The organism is Acinetobacter sp. 789_lipA (assembly GCF_058242845.1).
Genome location: NZ_JBZAYS010000001.1, coordinates 1,503,591 through 1,521,264 on the forward strand (window position 1 = coordinate 1,503,591; position 17,674 = coordinate 1,521,264).

At 39.4% G+C, this 17,674-nt stretch carries 22 protein-coding genes; 16 read left to right on the forward strand and 6 right to left on the reverse strand.

The window, feature by feature from the left end; all coding sequences use genetic code 11:
• Nucleotides 1-221: 221 nt before the first annotated feature.
• On the forward strand, nt 222-428 hold the full coding sequence (locus tag AC4CUZ_RS07255) for a hypothetical protein (RefSeq protein ID WP_490747431.1): 207 nt from the start codon (nt 222-224) through the stop codon (nt 426-428).
• Between the two features lie 80 nt (nt 429-508).
• On the opposite strand, the gene AC4CUZ_RS07260 is transcribed toward AC4CUZ_RS07255, so the two are convergent.
• A complete protein-coding gene (locus AC4CUZ_RS07260) occupies nt 509-862 on the reverse strand; it encodes a hypothetical protein (RefSeq protein ID WP_490747432.1) in 354 nt (117 codons plus the stop codon).
• 255 nt (nt 863-1,117) lie between these two features.
• Between AC4CUZ_RS07260 and AC4CUZ_RS07265 the strand changes: the two genes are divergently transcribed.
• From AC4CUZ_RS07265 to AC4CUZ_RS07305, 9 genes are all read left to right on the forward strand, one after another.
• Nucleotides 1,118-1,774 (forward strand): hypothetical protein, encoded by a 657-nt coding sequence (locus AC4CUZ_RS07265; RefSeq protein WP_159153342.1) that lies wholly within the window; start codon nt 1,118-1,120, stop codon nt 1,772-1,774.
• A gap of 106 nt (nt 1,775-1,880) precedes the next feature.
• Nucleotides 1,881-2,153, forward strand: coding sequence for a hypothetical protein (locus AC4CUZ_RS07270; protein WP_159153323.1), 273 nt, complete (start codon nt 1,881-1,883; stop codon nt 2,151-2,153).
• 671 nt (nt 2,154-2,824) lie between these two features.
• On the forward strand, nt 2,825-3,706 hold the full coding sequence (locus AC4CUZ_RS07275) for an IS982 family transposase (protein ID WP_490747433.1): 882 nt from the start codon (nt 2,825-2,827) through the stop codon (nt 3,704-3,706).
• Nucleotides 3,707-3,722: 16 nt separating this feature from the next.
• Nucleotides 3,723-4,118 (forward strand): VOC family protein, encoded by a 396-nt coding sequence (locus tag AC4CUZ_RS07280; RefSeq protein ID WP_159153324.1) that lies wholly within the window; start codon nt 3,723-3,725, stop codon nt 4,116-4,118.
• A gap of 638 nt (nt 4,119-4,756) precedes the next feature.
• Nucleotides 4,757-5,422, forward strand: a complete 666-nt coding sequence (locus AC4CUZ_RS07285; protein ID WP_490747434.1) for an RluA family pseudouridine synthase — start codon at nt 4,757-4,759, stop codon at nt 5,420-5,422.
• A gap of 277 nt (nt 5,423-5,699) precedes the next feature.
• Nucleotides 5,700-6,656: an SNIPE associated domain-containing protein gene (locus tag AC4CUZ_RS07290; protein ID WP_490747435.1), complete on the forward strand. Its 957-nt coding sequence runs from the start codon at nt 5,700-5,702 to the stop codon at nt 6,654-6,656.
• 150 nt (nt 6,657-6,806) lie between these two features.
• Nucleotides 6,807-7,193 (forward strand): ribonuclease E inhibitor RraB, encoded by a 387-nt coding sequence (locus AC4CUZ_RS07295; protein ID WP_004695219.1) that lies wholly within the window; start codon nt 6,807-6,809, stop codon nt 7,191-7,193.
• Between the two features lie 170 nt (nt 7,194-7,363).
• Complete coding sequence (locus AC4CUZ_RS07300; protein ID WP_490747436.1) at nt 7,364-7,810, forward strand: SRPBCC family protein; 447 nt, start codon at nt 7,364-7,366, stop codon at nt 7,808-7,810.
• A 58-nt stretch (nt 7,811-7,868) separates the two neighbouring features.
• The gene (locus tag AC4CUZ_RS07305) at nt 7,869-8,213 is read left to right on the forward strand and encodes a DUF488 domain-containing protein (RefSeq protein WP_490747437.1); all 345 of its coding nucleotides are present in this window, start codon (nt 7,869-7,871) and stop codon (nt 8,211-8,213) included.
• Nucleotides 8,214-8,399: 186 nt separating this feature from the next.
• On the opposite strand, the gene AC4CUZ_RS07310 is transcribed toward AC4CUZ_RS07305, so the two are convergent.
• On the reverse strand, nt 8,400-9,428 hold the full coding sequence (locus AC4CUZ_RS07310) for an IS701 family transposase (RefSeq protein WP_490747408.1): 1,029 nt from the start codon (nt 9,426-9,428) through the stop codon (nt 8,400-8,402).
• 77 nt (nt 9,429-9,505) lie between these two features.
• Here AC4CUZ_RS07310 and AC4CUZ_RS07315 point away from each other — a divergent pair, with 77 nt between their 5' ends.
• The 6 genes from AC4CUZ_RS07315 (at nt 9,506) to AC4CUZ_RS07340 (ending at nt 13,072) form a co-directional block, all read left to right on the forward strand.
• Nucleotides 9,506-9,844, forward strand: a complete 339-nt coding sequence (locus AC4CUZ_RS07315; protein ID WP_279043392.1) for a zinc ribbon domain-containing protein YjdM — start codon at nt 9,506-9,508, stop codon at nt 9,842-9,844.
• 139 nt (nt 9,845-9,983) lie between these two features.
• Nucleotides 9,984-10,349, forward strand: a complete 366-nt coding sequence (locus AC4CUZ_RS07320) for a 5-carboxymethyl-2-hydroxymuconate Delta-isomerase (protein ID WP_078389055.1) — start codon at nt 9,984-9,986, stop codon at nt 10,347-10,349.
• A 232-nt stretch (nt 10,350-10,581) separates the two neighbouring features.
• Entirely contained in the window at nt 10,582-10,917 is a 336-nt protein-coding gene (locus AC4CUZ_RS07325) for a YegP family protein (RefSeq protein ID WP_004695228.1), read from the forward strand.
• Nucleotides 10,918-11,027: 110 nt separating this feature from the next.
• Nucleotides 11,028-11,474 carry a YybH family protein gene (locus tag AC4CUZ_RS07330; protein ID WP_039889976.1) on the forward strand — a complete coding sequence of 149 codons (447 nt, stop codon included), beginning with the start codon at nt 11,028-11,030 and terminating at the stop codon, nt 11,472-11,474.
• 98 nt (nt 11,475-11,572) lie between these two features.
• Nucleotides 11,573-11,977, forward strand: a complete 405-nt coding sequence (locus AC4CUZ_RS07335; protein ID WP_168158243.1) for an NUDIX hydrolase — start codon at nt 11,573-11,575, stop codon at nt 11,975-11,977.
• A 39-nt stretch (nt 11,978-12,016) separates the two neighbouring features.
• Entirely contained in the window at nt 12,017-13,072 is a 1,056-nt protein-coding gene (locus tag AC4CUZ_RS07340) for a DUF1176 domain-containing protein (protein ID WP_490747438.1), read from the forward strand.
• Here the strand turns inward: AC4CUZ_RS07340 and AC4CUZ_RS07345 are convergent.
• The 4 genes from AC4CUZ_RS07345 to AC4CUZ_RS07360 form a co-directional block, all read right to left on the reverse strand.
• The gene (locus tag AC4CUZ_RS07345; RefSeq protein ID WP_215900985.1) at nt 13,069-14,004 is read right to left on the reverse strand and encodes a tRNA dihydrouridine synthase; all 936 of its coding nucleotides are present in this window, start codon (nt 14,002-14,004) and stop codon (nt 13,069-13,071) included. The genes AC4CUZ_RS07340 and AC4CUZ_RS07345 overlap by 4 nt on opposite strands.
• 62 nt (nt 14,005-14,066) lie before the next feature.
• Nucleotides 14,067-15,653 carry an ATP-binding cassette domain-containing protein gene (locus AC4CUZ_RS07350; protein ID WP_490747439.1) on the reverse strand — a complete coding sequence of 529 codons (1,587 nt, stop codon included), beginning with the start codon at nt 15,651-15,653 and terminating at the stop codon, nt 14,067-14,069.
• A 519-nt stretch (nt 15,654-16,172) separates the two neighbouring features.
• A protein-coding gene (locus AC4CUZ_RS07355; RefSeq protein WP_490748056.1) for an IS4-like element ISAba33 family transposase occupies nt 16,173-17,263 on the reverse strand; the annotation gives its coding sequence in 2 pieces (ribosomal slippage) (nt 16,173-16,723 and nt 16,723-17,263; 1,092 coding nt in all).
• Between the two features lie 38 nt (nt 17,264-17,301).
• Nucleotides 17,302-17,652 (reverse strand): hypothetical protein, encoded by a 351-nt coding sequence (locus AC4CUZ_RS07360; RefSeq protein ID WP_490747440.1) that lies wholly within the window; start codon nt 17,650-17,652, stop codon nt 17,302-17,304.
• Nucleotides 17,653-17,674: the final 22 nt, after the last annotated feature.

Here is a 17,674-nt window from a genome sequence, read left to right on the forward strand (position 1 = left end):
TTCTTATGGCGTTGCTGGATCTCTAAATTTAAAAAATAGAGTGGCTAATTTTTCGGTTATATGGGCATCAATTCCTCTATGTTGATATGACTTAAAGGTCAGTTTCACTTTTAAAATAATGATTGATTTTCATACGGCATCCGTTTAATTTTATAAATACATACTTTTTGTATGGTTTTATTTGTGGTTGAACTTTATAAAAATTATTCGGGGAACTGTAAATGATAAAATTTATTGTAAATGAACAGTCTAGTGAAAAAGGCATCCATCATATTCACAATGCATCCTTAGGCTGTGCAGACTTACCCAGCTCGGAGGATCAAATTCTGATTGGATATTTTGCCAATTATGAGCTGGCTTATAAGCGGGCAAGAATGAACTGGCCCAGAGAAAAAATCGAAGGTTGTGACAAGTGTTGTTTCAAGTAATCAAAAACAAAAAAGCTCTGCAAATTATGCAGAGCTTTTCATTGTTGGATATGGATGCTCTATTTTTAAGCATTACAACATTAATGAATTTCAACTCGGGTCGTGACCTTAATTTTTCGACATTCTCGGTCAGCTTCGACTAAAGCGCGGATTTTAAAGTCAGAAAATCGAACCATTCTGTTTTGCATAGCAAACTGTTCAGGTGTTTTAATTTCTAAGCACTGAAAAGGACGCAGATTTTTTAGGATGTGCTTCTGTTTATCCGTCATGTTCTGTGTCGATAAGTACACATAGCCTTTGGTGGTTTTTAACAATACTTCATGTGGCTGTGCTTCAGTTGAGCTGGTGACTTTGACGATATGTGTTTTTAACATTTTGCATGCACTGAGGGAAAGCGCAAGACACAGCATCAATAGGGTAGTTTTGGTTTTCATGATGAAGCGTATTTGAATGGTCTTTCTTCACTTTAGCCGAAAGTTTTCAACGGCAGCAATCAAAATATGACACTGATACGGTCATCTGTTTTTAATTGCAGAGCATTCTACAAATAGGCTTCTGATAAATGCTAATCTGTAGCACAGATGCCAAAAATGAAGCATTCATTAGCGCGCTCTTTTACCTACTTTATTTAAAAAATTAACAAAACTATGAAAAAACAGTTCATTCAAACTTCTCTAATGTTCGCTGCAATGTTGGGTATATCCGCCAATCTGTGTGCGGAAAACTTAAGTGCTGAGAACATTCAGCGTCAAAAAGCCACCAGCCAATACAAAGCTTACCTTCCCGCAAAATATACGGTGTTTGAGGTCGTGCAAGGGGACTTAAACAAAGATGGTTTAAAAGATGTGGTTTTAATCGTCAAAGGTACAGATCCGAAACAATGGGTCACCGATGAATACCGCGGAAAACTAGATCGCAACCGCCGTGGTGTGATCGTGCTGTTGAATACAAAAGGGCGCTACCAAAAAGTCGTTCAGAACCTGTCACTGTTTTCTTCAGAAAATGAAGATGGCGGTGTGTACTTTGCGCCTGAGTTGATGCCCTCTATCGAAAAAGGCCTGTTAAAACTACATTATGCCCATGGTCGTTATGGATATTGGGCCTATCAGTTCCGTTTAGAGGGGCGTGATATGCGTCTGATTGGCTATGACAGCTCCGATAATTTCGGCCCTTATGTGAACAGCGAAACCAGTGTCAATTTTCTCACCGCAAAGAAGCTAGTCAGAGAAAATCTCAACAAAGACCTTGATAGCGACCCTAAATTTAAAGAAACATGGAGCAAAGTGAATGTTGCTCCAATGTATTTGAGCAAAATTCAGGACATCGATGCTCTGAGTTTTGAATAGTGTTGGCTTAGTTTTTGCTAACTTATATTTCAAAATGCACTTTTATGAGTGACGTGAGCCTAGGGCATCAGTCACATGACTGCTTGATCATGTATAGGGGAAAGCGATGGAAAGTAAAGAACTGGCTTTGAGTGTTGAAGAGAAACCTAAGCTGAGTACAGCTGCTCATTTGATGGCAGGCTGGCCTTTGTTTTTAGTGATGATTGGTGGTGCAATCGGTGGAGCCTTAGCTGTGGTTGCGTATGTGATTAACCGAAAAATTTATCTGTCTCAGCTCAGCAATATGCAAAAGGTGCTTGCCAATTTACTCTGTGGTATGTCCGCGATCAGTTTGTGGTGGTTTATTGCAACTTGGTTGCAAGGTTATATGGGGACTTAAGCGTTCTGAAATGATGGTGTAAAAAATGATAGAAGTTCATTTTTATGCGATGAAATAGATGATTCAAGTGTCATTATGAATGTTTTATCAAATCTAGTTGTGTTTAGGGAAATATTTTTCATCATTGCTTGAAATCAGCCAATCTTCGGAAATTCATCCCGCACCAATTTGCTTAATATAGCGTTTAAGGGCACAGGAATCGAAAAGAGTAGTTTGCGACTCGTTATCTATCAGATCAGCGTCGTACTTACCCACAAGGTCTCGATTCGGCTTAGGACGCTATAGATTATCCATTTATAGGCAAAAGTTTAGAACTTACCCAGTTTTAATCGTTGAAGTTATCTCCTGATCCCTAGAAACTAAACGTTAAAAACAACACGATAAAAGACACGTCCATTCAAATATTTTCTTCCATTTTAAGCGTCTATATTGCCCTGAATTTATCCAAATATTTGCTCTAACTGTGCCCAGACAAATTGGCGCTTTGGTTTGCGAAAACGGCTTTAAAAAAATTGCGATTTGATAACATTGGAATGCTTAGAGTTCTGCTATAACCATTAAAAGTCTGATAAAAAATATGGAACAACAACGCGAATCTCAACTTTTTAAGTCTTTGAAATAAAAAGGACATAACCCAATTTAATTTTCGACTAAGAAAAGCAAAGCAAGTTATGTCCATTTACGAATTTATCATTTCTGTATTTTTAATCATAGAGCAATTTTACTCAGCGATTGTCATTCAACCTTTAAGAAGTAGAGGATTTCCACCCGCTTTAAGTGATATTGAAATTCTTACTATACAAATTGTGGGAGAGTTTCTTGGCTTAGATTCTGATAAAAATATCTGGTTCTACTTTAAACACAATTGGTTTGAATGGTTTCCAAAATTAGGTTCCTATCCTAATTTTTGCAAACATTGTGCAAAATTATGGCATGTAAATCAACAGATTATGTCACAACTAAAATCTGTTTTCGGTTTAGATAATATTCATTTTATCGATGGCTTTCCTATACCTGTTTGTCGTTATGCTAGAGCAAAAAAACATAAAAACTTCAAAGAATCTGCAGGTTTTAGTTATTGTGCGGCTAAACAAGAAAAATATTATGGTTTCAAAGGACATATCGTTATTAACTTTTCAGGAATGATTACAGGCTATACTTTTGCTCCAGCTCATTGTGATGAACGTGATGTTGCACCCGAAATTACTCAAGATATTCAGGGATTACTTGGTGGTGATAAAGGATACTTAAGACCTGAATTAAAACACTATTTTAAGTACCAAGATATTGATTTACAAACACCTTATAGAAAGAACATGACTGATAGCAGGTCTAAGGAAGCTATGGCGAGGCTCATGAATACTCGTAGAAAAATTGAGACTGTTATAGGTCAATTAACTGAACGATTTCACATTCAAAAAGTAAGAGCTAAAGATTTATGGCATTTAACGCATAGAATTACGCGTAAGATTCTTTCACATACCATTGCAGTAATTTTAAATACACGATTAGGAAATCCACCTTTACAACTGGAAAGCCTTATTCAAAGTTGAGATTGGCGTAACAACAATGAAAATATATGTCACCAGCATCATGGTCGATAGCCAAGAAAAAGCCTGTCAGTTTTATACAGAAAAACTCGGTTTTAAAGTCAAACATGATGTACCTGTGGGGGAGTATCGCTGGCTGACCTTGGTTTCACCCGAAAGTCCTGAAGGTATTGAACTGCTACTGGAGCCTGATGCACATCCTGCGGCACAGCCGTTTAAAGCTGCAATTAAAGCAGACCTGATTCCCTATACTTCTTTTCAAGTGGATGACCTCGATGCGGAATATGAGCGACTCAAAAACTTAGGGGTGCGCTTTACCAGTGAACCGATGCGGGCAGGAAAAGTCAAAGTTGCAGTCTTTGATGATACCTGCGGGAATCTCATTCAGTTGATGCAGGTCTGTGCAGGAAGTTGAATTTCTCATCTGTGATGCAGCAAAGAAATAAAATCCTGAGAAAAACGCTTTTATGTGAGAAAAAAATCATAAATACGCTGCATTTGGGAAAATATTTTTTAGATAACCTAAAAGCCAAGATTTTTTTCCAAAAATAGCTAAAAAGACTTTATCTTCGGGAAACAATCCCGCCCTTGGATTGTTAAATTATATCTCAAGGGTGTGACGGGATCGAAAAGAGTAGCATGCTACCAGTGGCGCAAAACGCGTGAGTAGTACTTACCCAAAAGGTCTTGATTCGGCTTAGGACGCTATAAATCAAAAGTTTATAGGCTATAAGATCATCACTTACAAAGTTATGATAGTTGAAGTAAACAACATGTTTTCCCAGACACCCTAAAAAATTTGAACTCGAATAAAATATAAATCAAAAAAATAAATTTTAATATTTCCCGCGAAAATCGAAAAATCCTGCTGTTGTAGTTTCACTTACATTATTTTATTTTAGGCTTTCAATCGAATTAGCCCTGCTAAAAAGCTGGCTTTATATAGGGTGATGGACGCCTAGGATTAAGGCTGTTTTCTATATTTTGTCAATGATTGACAGCAGAAACACAGCTTGCTATTTTTCGCGCTCGCTTTTGTATGCTGTTATTCCCATGGCTCTAAATGACAACTTTATTTATTCACCGCCCCAAGAAGACTTGGTGATCGTTTATGAAGACGATGATTTGGTGGTGATTGAAAAGCCTGCGGGCTTGTTGTCTGTGCCGGGACGTTTACCAGAACACCAAGACAGTGCTTATTTAAGGGTTTTAGCGCAGTACCCACATGCCAAAATTACCCATCGTTTAGATATGGCGACCTCGGGAATTTTAATGTTTGCCAAGCACCGCGATGCCGAAGTCGCCGTCAGCAAAATGTTCCAAGCCCGCACGGTGGATAAACACTATATTGCTTTAGTTCAAGGTCAGTTGGATGCTGAAGGCAGTGTTGAAGTACCGCTGATTACTGACTGGGAAAATCGACCACGGCAGATTGTGCACTTTGAACTGGGTAAGCCTGCAAAAACGCTTTATCAAGCTCTTAGCTATGACATTGAGACCGATATTACGCGAGTTTTACTGACCCCGATTACGGGGCGTTCACATCAACTCCGTGTACATATGCAATATATTGGGCATCCAATTACTGGAGATAAGTTGTATCACCCTGAGCCGATACGAAGTCCATTAAAACGTATGGCTTTACATGCCAGTTTTCTCGCCTTTCAGCAGCCTTTAAGTGGAAAAGCGGTTGCGATTCATGGAAGCGTGCCATTCTAACTGTGTCACACTTTATTTTAATTTTGAGAAATACTTAAAATTTGGGATATCGGGCAGTTTAAAAAACCGTTAGCGTAAGTTGTGTAAGCGTACTTTTATCCAGTGTGCTTATCTTTGTGGAAATTAACATTTGAGTTTGGCTTTTTGGCCATGGTCACGACTGATTGAAATTGAATGAAAATAGGTTTGTCTGTTCCAAGGCTTACTGTTTGAGTTTCATTTGTTCTTACAGCTGAGTCTTTAAAATAAAAATGACATTCCCGTAGGGAGATAGGCCATGCTTTATGTATTCGCTGTCATTATGGTTCTGCTGTGTGCTGTTATATGCGGGCAAAAAATACACAGCCTTGCCCAAAAAAAGAAGATTGAATCCTTAGAAAGCAATTTAGAGCGCAGTCGAAACAGTTTAGAAGTTTATGAACAGCAGCAAAGTGAATTACAACATCGGCTGACCAGTTTAAGAATTGAGCTTGGAACACTTAGACAACGCAATGAAACCTTGAGTACTTACCAAGAAATTATTGATGTCGAACACTATGTTATTGAACGGCACAACCAAGTTGAATTGTTTGCTGAAACGGTCAAATTTGATGCTGAACAAATGCTCAAACAATGTCGGCAGTACATTGAAAAAGTACATCACTTCTTAGCGGAATATGAATGTAAAGCCAAAGAAGTTACCATGCAGCGCGCCAGAGAAAAACTGGGCGCTTTTTTTCACATGGCTGAAGAACGACAACATCTGGCTGAAATATCGAAGGCACTACACCATAAAATTGAAACCTACAGCCAGAGTTATCAACTACCTTCGGAGCAGTTATTAGATGAACTCATTGAAGGCTATGGGAAAACGGATGCGGCCGGCCATTTACAAAAAGTCCGGCAACAAGTGATTCGTGCGGTTGAGCAAAATGAAGTTGTGACCTGTGCCTTTATGGATGAACATCGACGACTATCTGTGATGGTCTTGGTTTCACAGTTATTTAACACGAAAGCAGATTTTTATTTGCAACGTGTGAGTAAAGACAATCTTGGTCTTTTGATCCAAGCTTTGCAGGATGACTTTACCCTTATCAATCACTATGGTGCGGCTTTTGGTCATACTCAGATACAAGACAGTTATCTAGCCCTACGCTTAGAAGAACTCAAATTTGCGGCCTTATTAGAAAGCTTAAAAAGCAGTGATTTACAGTTTCAAGCGGACATTTTAGTTGAGCATCGGGTTTTACAATAACGCGGCAAAGTCTACGTGAAATAAAGTCCAAACAACCTTCGAAAAATCAGATGTAACTGCTATAAAAATGAGCAAAATATGCTATGTTGAAGTCACTATTTTGTCACTTGCCAACGATATATTGGCTAAAAAGATAACAAGGACATACGCATGACACGTGATTATGAATTATATCCAGATGATGATAATGGAAATGTACTTTGGCAAATGGCTGAGGATGGCGACGACCTGTCTGAACCGCATGAAATAGAATATTCGATTGCCTTTCAAGAGCAGTCACAAGCAGAAAAGTGTGCGCTGTATTTATTACAAGAAGAGCAAAAAATCACTTTGTTTGTCGATGAAGAAAGTGACGTATCTGAGTGGATTATTACCATTTACGTGTATATGGAACCTGAGTATTCAGATATTGTTGACTTAGAACAATGGTTTACTAAAATTGCAGAACAGTTTGGTGGCGAATATGATGGCTGGGGCTGTATGGCCTATGTCTATGACGACGAAGATGATGAGGACTATGAGCAAGGTCAGGCCTAAAAAATGGTCAAATTTAGAGCATGTTGAAAAACATGCTTTTTTTGTTGGTGGGTAGAAAAAGGCAGCAGGCCGCGTTTGGCTTGTCTAAAAATATGCACAAAAAAAAATACAGTATGTGGGTTTGAGCGTTCTAAACTAAATCTGAATATTTGAAAAGAACGAGAAAAATCATGTCAAATAGTGTTCAATTACACCGCGTATTTAGTGCGCCCGTCGAGCGCGTCTATCGTGCTTTTAGCACCGCAGATGCTTTAGTGAAGTGGATGGCACCACATGGCTTTACCGCACATGTAGATCAATTCGATCTGCGAGAAGGTGGTCAATTTCGCATGTTTTTTACTAACTTCAGTACAGGCATGCAGCATTCATTTCATGGTACTTATCATGAAATCGTTGAAAACAGCTTATTACGCTATACCGATGAGTTCGATGTACCTGAACTAGCAGGAAAAATTGAAGTACGTGTTGAGTTTAAAGAAGTATCTGTCGGTACAGAGGTTCATATTACGCAGTCTGGTTTACCCGATGTGATTCCTGTCGATGGCTGTTATCTGGGCTGGCAAGAGTCATTGCAACTCTTGGCTTTTTTAGTGAATCCAGACATTCCCGATGAATAGTGCTTCGTCATTGTTGAACAATAGAATAAGTTGCACAAAAGAATAAAAGGAGTTCTGCATGCCAATACGCATGAAGCGAATTTATGCGCCTATCGAGGCTGAGGATGGCAAACGGATTTTGGTTGATCGGCTATGGCCGAGAGGGGTATCAAAACTTGAGGCCAAAATAGATGAATGGCCAAAAATTCTCACACCATCCAATGAACTACGGAAATGGTATTACCAAGACATGGTGGCACACTGGGATGAGTTTAAAGTCCGTTATATGAAAGAACTGGAAGCACATCCCGCCGAGTTGAATGATTTGCGCCAACTGGCAGTGCGTGAGCAGATCACGTTACTCACCGCAGCCAAAGAAGAACAGCATAACCATGTGGTGATTTTGAAGCAGTGCTTAGAGTAAAAATAAGCGTTGAGGTGACGTCATTACAGCTAAAACTTATATTTTCGTAAGCGTTATTTTATCAATCCCGTGACAAGGCTAAAGCCATAAAATAAATAGGTGATTCGCATCGTTTTCGTCTGAAAAATGCTATATTGGCGTTTTGAGCAATGTGAATTGCTTATTTTTTTTAGGACTTACGCAGTATTATTTATAGATTCTCTGTGGTAGCAGATGATTTTTATCGAGAATAAAGTCATCAATGAAGTCTTTGATGATTGGTCTAAATAATTTCTTCTGCCAACGATATACATTTTCAAAGATCCGCTCAAACTGGTTCTTTTGTATCTCGACGTAGGCCATCAAGGCTGAAAAAATATGATTCAAAATCAGTTTAGATCGTCTTACTTGAAACTTTTCAATATGACAAACCTGTTTAATCACTCGGTGATATTGTTCTATTTTCCAATGACTTGAATGTAATTCATGAAAACCCTCAAAGGACAATAAATCATCTTCATCTTGATGCACAATATAAAACCTCTGCTGTTCTTTTAACTGAGTCTTAAATAATTGTACAAAGCCAAAATCTTTGAGCCAGACCACTTGACCCTGATGGAAATTCGGCAATAAACGCAGTTGAAACCATTGTCCTTTTTCTGGGGAAACCTTACGGTTACAGTCGATACCAAACATAAATCGAATACCATGTTTTCTTATGGTTTTTAGATTTGCAGTCGATGAATACCAACTATCACCTGTAATAAATTGAATCTTTGCACCCCAACTGAGTACTTCACTTAACATATCCATAAAGTAATCATTCTTGGTTTTACTTTCAGATTTGTCATAAATTCGGAAATTAATTGGAATATTTTGACCATTTTGATCTGTCGCATACAAGGTAATGAGATTAATACCCTTGACGGATCGGTGGTGTTTGCCTGACCAAAAATAGCTAACTAAGTCCATATGCTGACTATACGGTTTATCTAAAACAGTATCATCAATACTGACTATAAGTTTATTATTATCAATATGTTGAATTGCTTCCTGATATAGGTCGTGAGGTGTGTAGTCTTCACGCTCTAGAAAGCGATTTACACTATCATGCGAGATATTATAAGTCTCGGCAAGTTGTGTGCAGCTAATAGAGTTCGGTTCTGTCATGAGAAAGCCCATATAAATGGGTAGAGTACAAGTTGCTGTAGAAGCATGTTTAATTCGTCTGATCACAGATACTTTATAAAGTATTTTAATACTTTTTTGAATCCGTCAATGCGTAAGTCCTATTTTTTATTTTTGAGGTTTTTATGTCTTTACCCAACTGCCCAAAATGCCAGTCCGAATATACCTATGAAGATGGTGACTTGCTGATCTGCCCTGAATGTTCAAACGAATGGAAAGAGGGAGAAGCAACTGAAGAAGTGGTGGCAATTAAAGATGCCAACGGCAACTCACTTGCTGACGGAGACACGGTAACGGTGATTAAAGATTTAAAAATTAAAGGTTCGTCATCGGTGGTGAAAGTCGGAACCAAAGTGAAAAATATTCGTTTACTGCCAGATGCCGCAGATGGTCATGACATTGACTGTAAGATTGACGGTGTCGGTGCGATGAAACTGAAATCTGAGTATGTGAAAAAAGCCTAATCCGCTGAGTTTGTAGTTCGAGATTAAAACGGAGTCAATTAGACTCCGTTTTTGTTTTTTGGCCATTTTGAAAAGACATTAAGCGTTGAAACACTAGCACAGCATGCTATAAAGATAAAAACCTGTTGAAGAATACGCTATGCCACATATCCACCTTGAATATTCAGACAATATCGACACCCTTGAAGTTAAGCCGATATTATTGGCTCTAAACCAAGCTTTGTTGGATGGTCAGTTTGTACAATCGGGCAACGACATCAAAAGTCGTGCTATTCGACAGTCCGATTTTGTGATTGGGGTAGATGGAGATGCGCAGGCTTATTTGCATGCCAAAGTGTCTTTATTAAGCGGACGAGATGAAGCCACCAAGTGCGCCATTTCGAGCCAGTTACTTAAAACCTTGCAGCAAAACTTTACCGCTCCTCAGGATTTAACGGTACAAATTTGTGTAGAAATTATTGAAATGCCAAAAAGCAGTTATAGCAAATTGGTATTAAAAGCATAAAATTATGAAGAGTTCCAAACCGTTTATTGGGCCGATATCACGTGTCATTTAAACGGTTTGAGGCTGTCATGCGTTATTCATATAGCGCTGTTATTTTATAAAAATAAAATCTGGCTGGTAGTAAATGCACTTTTTTTTATAAAAGAAGTCATTTATATTTTATGAAATTGGATGATTTTTTATTCGGTTTCGGTGGATCTACAATCACTTTAAAATAACAATAGGTGAGCTTATGTCAGGATGGTACGAAGTAAGTCAGGCAAATGATGGCCAATATCGTTTTGTTTTAAAAGCGGGAAATGGCGAGGTCATTTTGACCAGTGAACTGTATAAAGCAAAGGCGTCAGCACATAATGGAATTGAGTCGGTGCAAAAAAATAGCCCCGATGATACGCGTTATGAACGCTTAGAAGCCAAGAATGGCAAACCTTATTTTAACTTAAAGGCTGCCAATCATCAGATTATTGGTACCAGTCAGTTTTATGCCAGTGAGCAATCCCGAGATAAAGGCATTGAATCGGTCAAAAACAATGGTTCAAGTACCACGATTAAGGATTTGACGACTTAAGATCAGATTACATATTTTGCTTGTTTTAAGAATTGAAGAAAACCGCGTGTTTGCTATGGATGGCGCACGCGTTTTTTTATGCAGTTTGATTTGTAGCGTGGGAGTGCGATGTGGATTTTCGATTAGTTGGAGATGAGCATGCAGGGCATGAAATTATCTTCAAACTCAAACAATGGGATGATGCCATTTGTAAAATGGATGTACAAAATATCATTCGTCTTTGTCAGAGTGATGTCAGCTTGTTTGATATTGGGTTTGAGCTGCAAGGTGTGCAAGCCTATCAAGAATTGTGGAGACGATATGCCCCATTTTTTCAGGGGGAAATCAAAGTGTTCAGGCGTAACATCAATATTTTTAGTCGTGACGGTTTAGCTTTTTTACATTGTTATTCTAAATTGGATCATGCCAGTGGCGTTGCAACCCCAGAGATTCCTTGGTGCAGAACCACGCTATGTTTTCAAAAAACGGCAGGTGAGTGGTTGGTTGCCCATCAGCATATTTCGGTGCCTGTGGACTTTGAAACTAAAATGTCAAAGCCGATTTATTTTCCAGACTGAGTTCGACTAAAGCTTTGGCTTGGGTACAGGTTGAGCCACCTCCGTTTTACTGGGCTATGTTTGAATGACAACATGAACAACTTAAGAAGAAGGTATCTATGGCATTTCAAGACTTTTACCGACTGAGTTCTCATGCGGTGCTAACCAATGATGCAGGACAGGTTTTATTACTGAAAGCCAATTATGCCGATCAGGCTTGGGGGCTGCCCGGTGGAGCCTTGGATATGGGAGAAACCATTCATCAGGCTTTGCTGCGTGAGTGCCAAGAAGAACTCGGTTGTCAGGTTCAGATCGATTATTTGTCGGGTGTGTATTTTCATTCGGCAGTGACCTCACATGCATTTATTTTTAGATGTCATTTGGCTGCATCTGCTGAGATCAGCCTCAGTGATGAACATACGGCTTATGCTTGGTTTGATCTAGATCAGCTGTCGAAGGTACAACGGATTCGCGTTGAAGATTGTTTAAATTACACAGGTATAGTGCAAAGCCGCAGTTTTTGAGTGCAAGATTAAGATTCCTCTGAAGTGGAGTGAGTGCATATGTTGAATAATAAGATCATAAAACGAAATAGTCCCATTATTGGTGTGTTGCTGATGAGTGCCTTGAGCCAGTGGACTCATGCTGAAACGGGTAACTATTTTATGCATAAAGACTGGGAACTTGCCTGTGATAATACGGGCATGTGCCGTGCGGTAGGGTATCAAAGTGATGCTCAGTTTGGTCATCCAGTTTCATTGCTGATTTCTCGTCCAGCAGGTGCAGGCAGTGCGGTGCTCAGCCAAATTCAAGTGGCTGAGGAATTTACACAGGATACTGAAGCCAATTTAAACGTAGGAGGAACATCTCTGGGGAGCCTGACCATCGATGCCAAGAAAAGTACTGCGAAACTGTCCAGTGCTCAAAGTGCGCTGTTGTTAAAGGCTTTGGTGGGCGCAGAAGATATTCGTCTCACGACTCAAGCACAGCAATGGCAAATTTCAACCGCTGGGGCAAATGCTGTTTTGCTCAAAATGGATGATATACAAAAGCGTGTAAATACACCGAACGCGGTATATCAAAAAGGCAATCAGTCTGAGCAAAATGTTTTACAGCCCAAAGCCATCCCTAAAATTGGTATTACGGGATACCGACCTGCGGTTGCCAGTCACTTTGCCGTGGACAGTAAAAATGCCCATCAACTCTTTAAAAAGTTAAAAGCAAAAACAGATCAACAAGACTGTCCAAATTTATATGAAGTACGGTTTTTTGAGGAAGATCGGGTTTCAGTCTATCCGCTGAATGCAGAGCAAGTGGTGGTTCAAGTGCCATGTTGGCGTGGAGCGTACAATGAAGGTCTAGGCTACTGGGTTATGGACAAAGCATTGCAAAAGATTCAGCAGCAAGTCACGACATCAGGCTCAAGTTTTAGTGAGGCGCAAATTTTCTCAGAGCAAAAAGGTCGGGGTATCGCAGACTGTGGTATTCGTTCCGAGTGGGCTTGGAATGGAAAGGCTTTTGTCCTCAGTTATCAGGCACAATCGCAGCAATGTAAAGGTTTTGCGGGTGGTGCATGGAACTTACCCACTTATGTCGCGATCGTTGCGCGAACGGATTAAGTCGCGCTTGCGTTTAGTTTAAGGATAATGTCATCCAGCGGCTTGATACGCTTGACTTCATCCCAGAGGGCTTTGGCTTCAGGATAGTGTTTAGACATCATGCCAAGCCATTGCTTATAACGTCCGACCATATTCATTTCTTTCTTATACCCCCCGTTTAAGAAACGGATTTGTAAGGTCAGTAGCTCATTCCATGTGAGCAGAGGTGTATCGATATTTTGACGAATACACTGAGTCAAATCGGGGGTAGTCACGGCACCACGTCCAATCATTAAATCTTCACAGCCAGATTCTAAGCGACACTGTTTCGCGTCTGCATTGTTCCAAATTTCACCATTGGCAATCACATTGATCTTCAATGCTTCACGAATCGGGCGGAGCTGATCCCAAAAAGCGGGTGGAGTATAACCATCGGCTTTGGTACGTGCATGCACCGTAACCCAAGCCGCACCAGCATCCTCAATGGCATGAGCATTGTCCAACATAAAATGTCGGTCCATATAACCCAAGCGCATTTTCGCAGAAACAGGAATGTGTTCAGGAACCGCATCACGTACTGCTTTGACCAGTTCATGTACCACTTCAGGCTCATCTAAAAGCACCGAGCCACCACGGTGACGGTTCACGGTTTTGGCTGGACAGCCAAAGTTCATATCAATGGCAGGCGCACCGAGTTTCACCGCACGGATGGCATTGGCAGCCAACATTTCAGGGTCATTGCCCAAAAACTGCACATGCACGGGTGTTCCTGCCGCCGTTTTTCCGCCATTGAGTAATTCAGGGCAATACTGGTGGTAAATATGATCGGGTAACACCGAATTGGTCACACGGATAAACTCGGTCACACACCAGTCGAAGCTACCTACAGACGTGAGAACATCACGCATGATTGGGTCGGTTAAGCCTTCCATTGGTGCAAGAATGAGTTTCACAGCGGTGTCACCAGTCAAATAGAAAAACGGTGTTATACGCAAATCCGATCACGCTGTCTAGTCTAATCCGTTTGGGTTAAATCGAAATAGTTTTCAATCTGTGTCTCCTCGATAAAGGCATCATCATGCGAAACTAAAATAACCGCCCCTGTAAAATCGCGTATAGCCTGTGCCAACAGTTGTCTTGAGTTGATGTCGAGATGATTTTCGGGTTCGTCCAGTAGCAGTAAGTCCACAGGCTGTGCTGCGAGACTGATACACAGTAAAGCAACTTTGAGTTGTTCACCGCCACTGAGTAGTGAGATGGGAAGCAGAGCTTTATCTCGACGAATTCGAAGTTGCCCCAATTGATTCCGACACGCCTCATCGGACAAAGACGGATTCAATAACTGTAAATTGTGTACCGCATTCAGTTCTGGATTCAGTAGGCTAAAGTTTTGATCTAAATATAACGATGCTCCTCGCTTGACAATGTCTCCCGATTGAATATGACTATAATTTTGAATGGCACGAAGTAAGGTCGACTTACCTGAACCATTTTGGCCGCGCAGTTGGATTTTTTCTCCGCTATGTAAGGCAAAAGAAATAGGGAAGATAGAGAGTGCTGCTAAAACCACTTCTTTTAAACGAAGAATTTCACCAGTTTGTTTAGGTTGAAAATGGAAATCAAACTTTTGTGACTTAATCTGTTCTAGTTGCTGCTGTTTGTTTTTGAGCTCATCTTGCACTTGTTCCTTTTGGCGAAGTTGTTGCTGCGCGACTCCCGATAAGGTTTGACTCGCACGTTCTTTTTTAAAGTCGAGTAGGATTTTGGCTTGAGAACCAGAGCTTCGTAATTTCTGCCCAGACTTTTGCTTTTTCTGGGCTTTCATGCGCTGTTCATGCTGTTGGATTTGTAATTGTTTGAGTTCGCTTTTCTCTTGCGAGATATTGTGTTGTAGTGCCTGCTGTTGTTGCTCTGTGTGTGACTGATACTCGGCATAGTTGCAACGGAAGTGTTGCAAGCCAAAATCATTTAAAACATAGGTATTGGAGATTTGATTTAACAATGTGCGGTCGTGGCTAATGACTAAACAGCCCGCAGGATGCTGAAGTATTTTTTGACTTAACCATGCACGACTTGTATGGTCTAAGTGATTACTGGGCTCATCAAGAAGTAAATAATGCCCAGTTTGTAAAAAAAGGAGACACAGTGCCAGTTTAGTTTTCTGACCTTCACTGAGTTGAGAAACCGAGCTAGATAGATCTGTAGGTAAGTTGGCACTTTCCAGTAATTTCAGCCACTCAGTGGGTTGATGCCATGCATGTTCGACGCGGTCATAGTCTTCAAAGCTCGCAGTCGATTGTTCAATACGTTGAAAACTTGCATGTAAGTCAGCAATGTTAAGGGCTTCGGCAAGTGTACAGTTGCTTAAACGCTCGAGCTGACTTAAGTAGGAAAATGGCATATGCCAAATCACTTCGCCACTCGCATAATTTGGCATGTGCGCTTGAGTGAGTAGGGATATTAATATTGATTTGCCTTGACCATTGCGTCCGATCAGAGCTGAACATTGGGCAGCGGGCAATTCAAAGTTTAAATGCTGAAAAAGTGGTTCATGAGCAAATTGAACGCTGAGATTTTTTACAGTACAGGCCTGTTGGGTCATTAAAGACTCCTTTATACAGGACATACAAAATAAATTTTTATAGAGATATAGAGTAGTAAATAAGTTTATTTTGCACGTCAGAAAACACATAAATTAGATTTGACGGAAAATAAGACTTACTTCATTGGCGTTACTCTAAATTGGAAGAAGGGGGGTAAATATTTAGCTAGTATAACAGATGGATAAAAAACGATCCATTTCATTATCTTTCTTATGCACTTAAGGTTTATCGATCAGTGCTATAGGCCACATACTAATCGAAGCTTCCTGTAGATGTGAATACAACCCGCACGATTGGTTAAGTGAGGCTTTTGTGAGTGCGTGGATGAGTTTTACAGTGCTGCTATATGTTTTTAGTGGGGATGAGAAGCAATAGATAACTAAAATATTGTAGGGTGGTTGGGGGAGTTTTTAGTGTTATGTTACATAAGCTCTATTCTGTAAACTTTATGGAAAATTATTAATTTTGTTCATATTTGTTAGAATTTTTATAGTATCCATCTCTGTACACGACAAATTTCATAGAGCCCTTGTCCTATCAGGCTTTTTCTTTCTTAAAATTGCTAGCACTTTCTTAAATTCTTCTTTTTTTCCAAAACCAATCAAACGTAGAATAGCCATTTGAACATAGTCCAAACCGTAGCGAAATAAACTTACTGAAAGTCGTCCATGCTTCTTTATTTTTATCGCTTTTTTTCGATCATGTTGCCATTCACCTGTTAAATAGCACCAACAGAAACCGATAGCTAGCACTGCTATCAATTTCTTGACTCGTCTAGGGTCTGTTAAACGAGTATTTTCAAGATTGAATCCACGTCCTTTGAGACAACTAAATAAGGTTTCGATTTCCCAGCGTAATGCATAATCACGAATAGCAGAAGCATTAAACATAGGAGAAACAACAAGTAAAAGTTCTCCATCTTCTAATCGTAGCGCACTAATATACAGTTTCACTCGACCAACCCAAATACGTCGTTTACGACATTCAGTTTGACCAACTTGAAGATGACGAAATAAATCACTAATTTTATGATTCTTGGCTAAGTGATTGGTCACAATAAAGTTTTTTTAACACGTATACAGAAGTTAATGTCATTTTCAATTAACCATGTAAACCATTTCTCACCGATAAATTCTCTGTCTGCGAACACATTCACAATACGGTCTTTACCAAAAATAGAGATAAAGCGTTGAATCAAAGCAATACGCTCTTTTGTATCTGAGTTTCCCCGTTTATTGAGCAATGTCCAAACTATAGGTATGGCTATTCCACGATAGACGATGGCTAACATCAAGATATTGATATCTCGTTTCCCCCATTTCCAGTTGGTTCTATCCAAAGTTAATTGGACTTTATCGAATAAAAATATATTGAAAATTAACTGAGAAATTTGACGATAATCGAAATACTGACCTGCAAAGAAGCGTTGTATACGTCGATAAAATGATTGTGGTAAGCACTTGATGGGTAAGGCTTTAGATGCAGAAGAAAGATTACATGTCTGTTTTACAATTAATGCAAGCATAATCAGTGTAAAACATTTTACATGTGACTTGTTCCACTTTAGATATTTGTTTAAGATGAGATATAGCTCATTGAAATGTGCCATCATATTCGTCGTCAGAAAACAAGTATTATGCCATTATTTCAATGAGTTATATTTTTTTGTCGTGTACAAAGAGTATCCATATAAGTGTGAATGTAAGTATATTCATAACAAATTTTTTCCCCTTGCTTTATTTCTCCAGAGTATTTTATGTTCTGATGCACATCAAATTCAGGATCAAAATTAAATTTATCTATTTCCTTTTGATTATTCTGTATTACAAAATACTCCTGACTAAATCTAGCTTTTGTTGACTTAATGCCCAACAAGTAGCCACAATTTTTAATTTTATTTGTTGAGTTTATTGCAGAATCTAATTGTTTTTTATGAAAAAAATCGCTGCAAACCCATGTGATTAAAGTGAATGCAAATGCTACAAAGAAAAATTTCATTATAAGTTTAATTTTCCTAAAG

Bases quoted from the DNA above. Each gene is read 5' to 3' on its own strand.
- AC4CUZ_RS07255 (WP_490747431.1), top strand. From the start codon at position 222: ATGATAAAATTTATTGTAAATGAACAGTCTAGTGAAAAAGGCATCCAT.
- AC4CUZ_RS07260 (WP_490747432.1), bottom strand. From the start codon at position 862: ATGAAAACCAAAACTACCCTATTGATGCTGTGTCTTGCGCTTTCCCTC.
- AC4CUZ_RS07265 (WP_159153342.1), top strand. From the start codon at position 1,118: ATGTTGGGTATATCCGCCAATCTGTGTGCGGAAAACTTAAGTGCTGAG.
- AC4CUZ_RS07270 (WP_159153323.1), top strand. From the start codon at position 1,881: ATGGAAAGTAAAGAACTGGCTTTGAGTGTTGAAGAGAAACCTAAGCTG.
- AC4CUZ_RS07275 (WP_490747433.1), top strand. From the start codon at position 2,825: ATGTCCATTTACGAATTTATCATTTCTGTATTTTTAATCATAGAGCAA.
- AC4CUZ_RS07280 (WP_159153324.1), top strand. From the start codon at position 3,723: ATGAAAATATATGTCACCAGCATCATGGTCGATAGCCAAGAAAAAGCC.
- AC4CUZ_RS07285 (WP_490747434.1), top strand. From the start codon at position 4,757: ATGGCTCTAAATGACAACTTTATTTATTCACCGCCCCAAGAAGACTTG.
- AC4CUZ_RS07290 (WP_490747435.1), top strand. From the start codon at position 5,700: ATGCTTTATGTATTCGCTGTCATTATGGTTCTGCTGTGTGCTGTTATA.
- AC4CUZ_RS07295 (WP_004695219.1), top strand. From the start codon at position 6,807: ATGACACGTGATTATGAATTATATCCAGATGATGATAATGGAAATGTA.
- AC4CUZ_RS07300 (WP_490747436.1), top strand. From the start codon at position 7,364: ATGTCAAATAGTGTTCAATTACACCGCGTATTTAGTGCGCCCGTCGAG.
- AC4CUZ_RS07305 (WP_490747437.1), top strand. From the start codon at position 7,869: ATGCCAATACGCATGAAGCGAATTTATGCGCCTATCGAGGCTGAGGAT.
- AC4CUZ_RS07315 (WP_279043392.1), top strand. From the start codon at position 9,506: ATGTCTTTACCCAACTGCCCAAAATGCCAGTCCGAATATACCTATGAA.
- AC4CUZ_RS07320 (WP_078389055.1), top strand. From the start codon at position 9,984: ATGCCACATATCCACCTTGAATATTCAGACAATATCGACACCCTTGAA.
- AC4CUZ_RS07325 (WP_004695228.1), top strand. From the start codon at position 10,582: ATGTCAGGATGGTACGAAGTAAGTCAGGCAAATGATGGCCAATATCGT.
- AC4CUZ_RS07335 (WP_168158243.1), top strand. From the start codon at position 11,573: ATGGCATTTCAAGACTTTTACCGACTGAGTTCTCATGCGGTGCTAACC.
- AC4CUZ_RS07340 (WP_490747438.1), top strand. From the start codon at position 12,017: ATGTTGAATAATAAGATCATAAAACGAAATAGTCCCATTATTGGTGTG.
- AC4CUZ_RS07350 (WP_490747439.1), bottom strand. From the start codon at position 15,653: ATGACCCAACAGGCCTGTACTGTAAAAAATCTCAGCGTTCAATTTGCT.
- AC4CUZ_RS07360 (WP_490747440.1), bottom strand. From the start codon at position 17,652: ATGAAATTTTTCTTTGTAGCATTTGCATTCACTTTAATCACATGGGTT.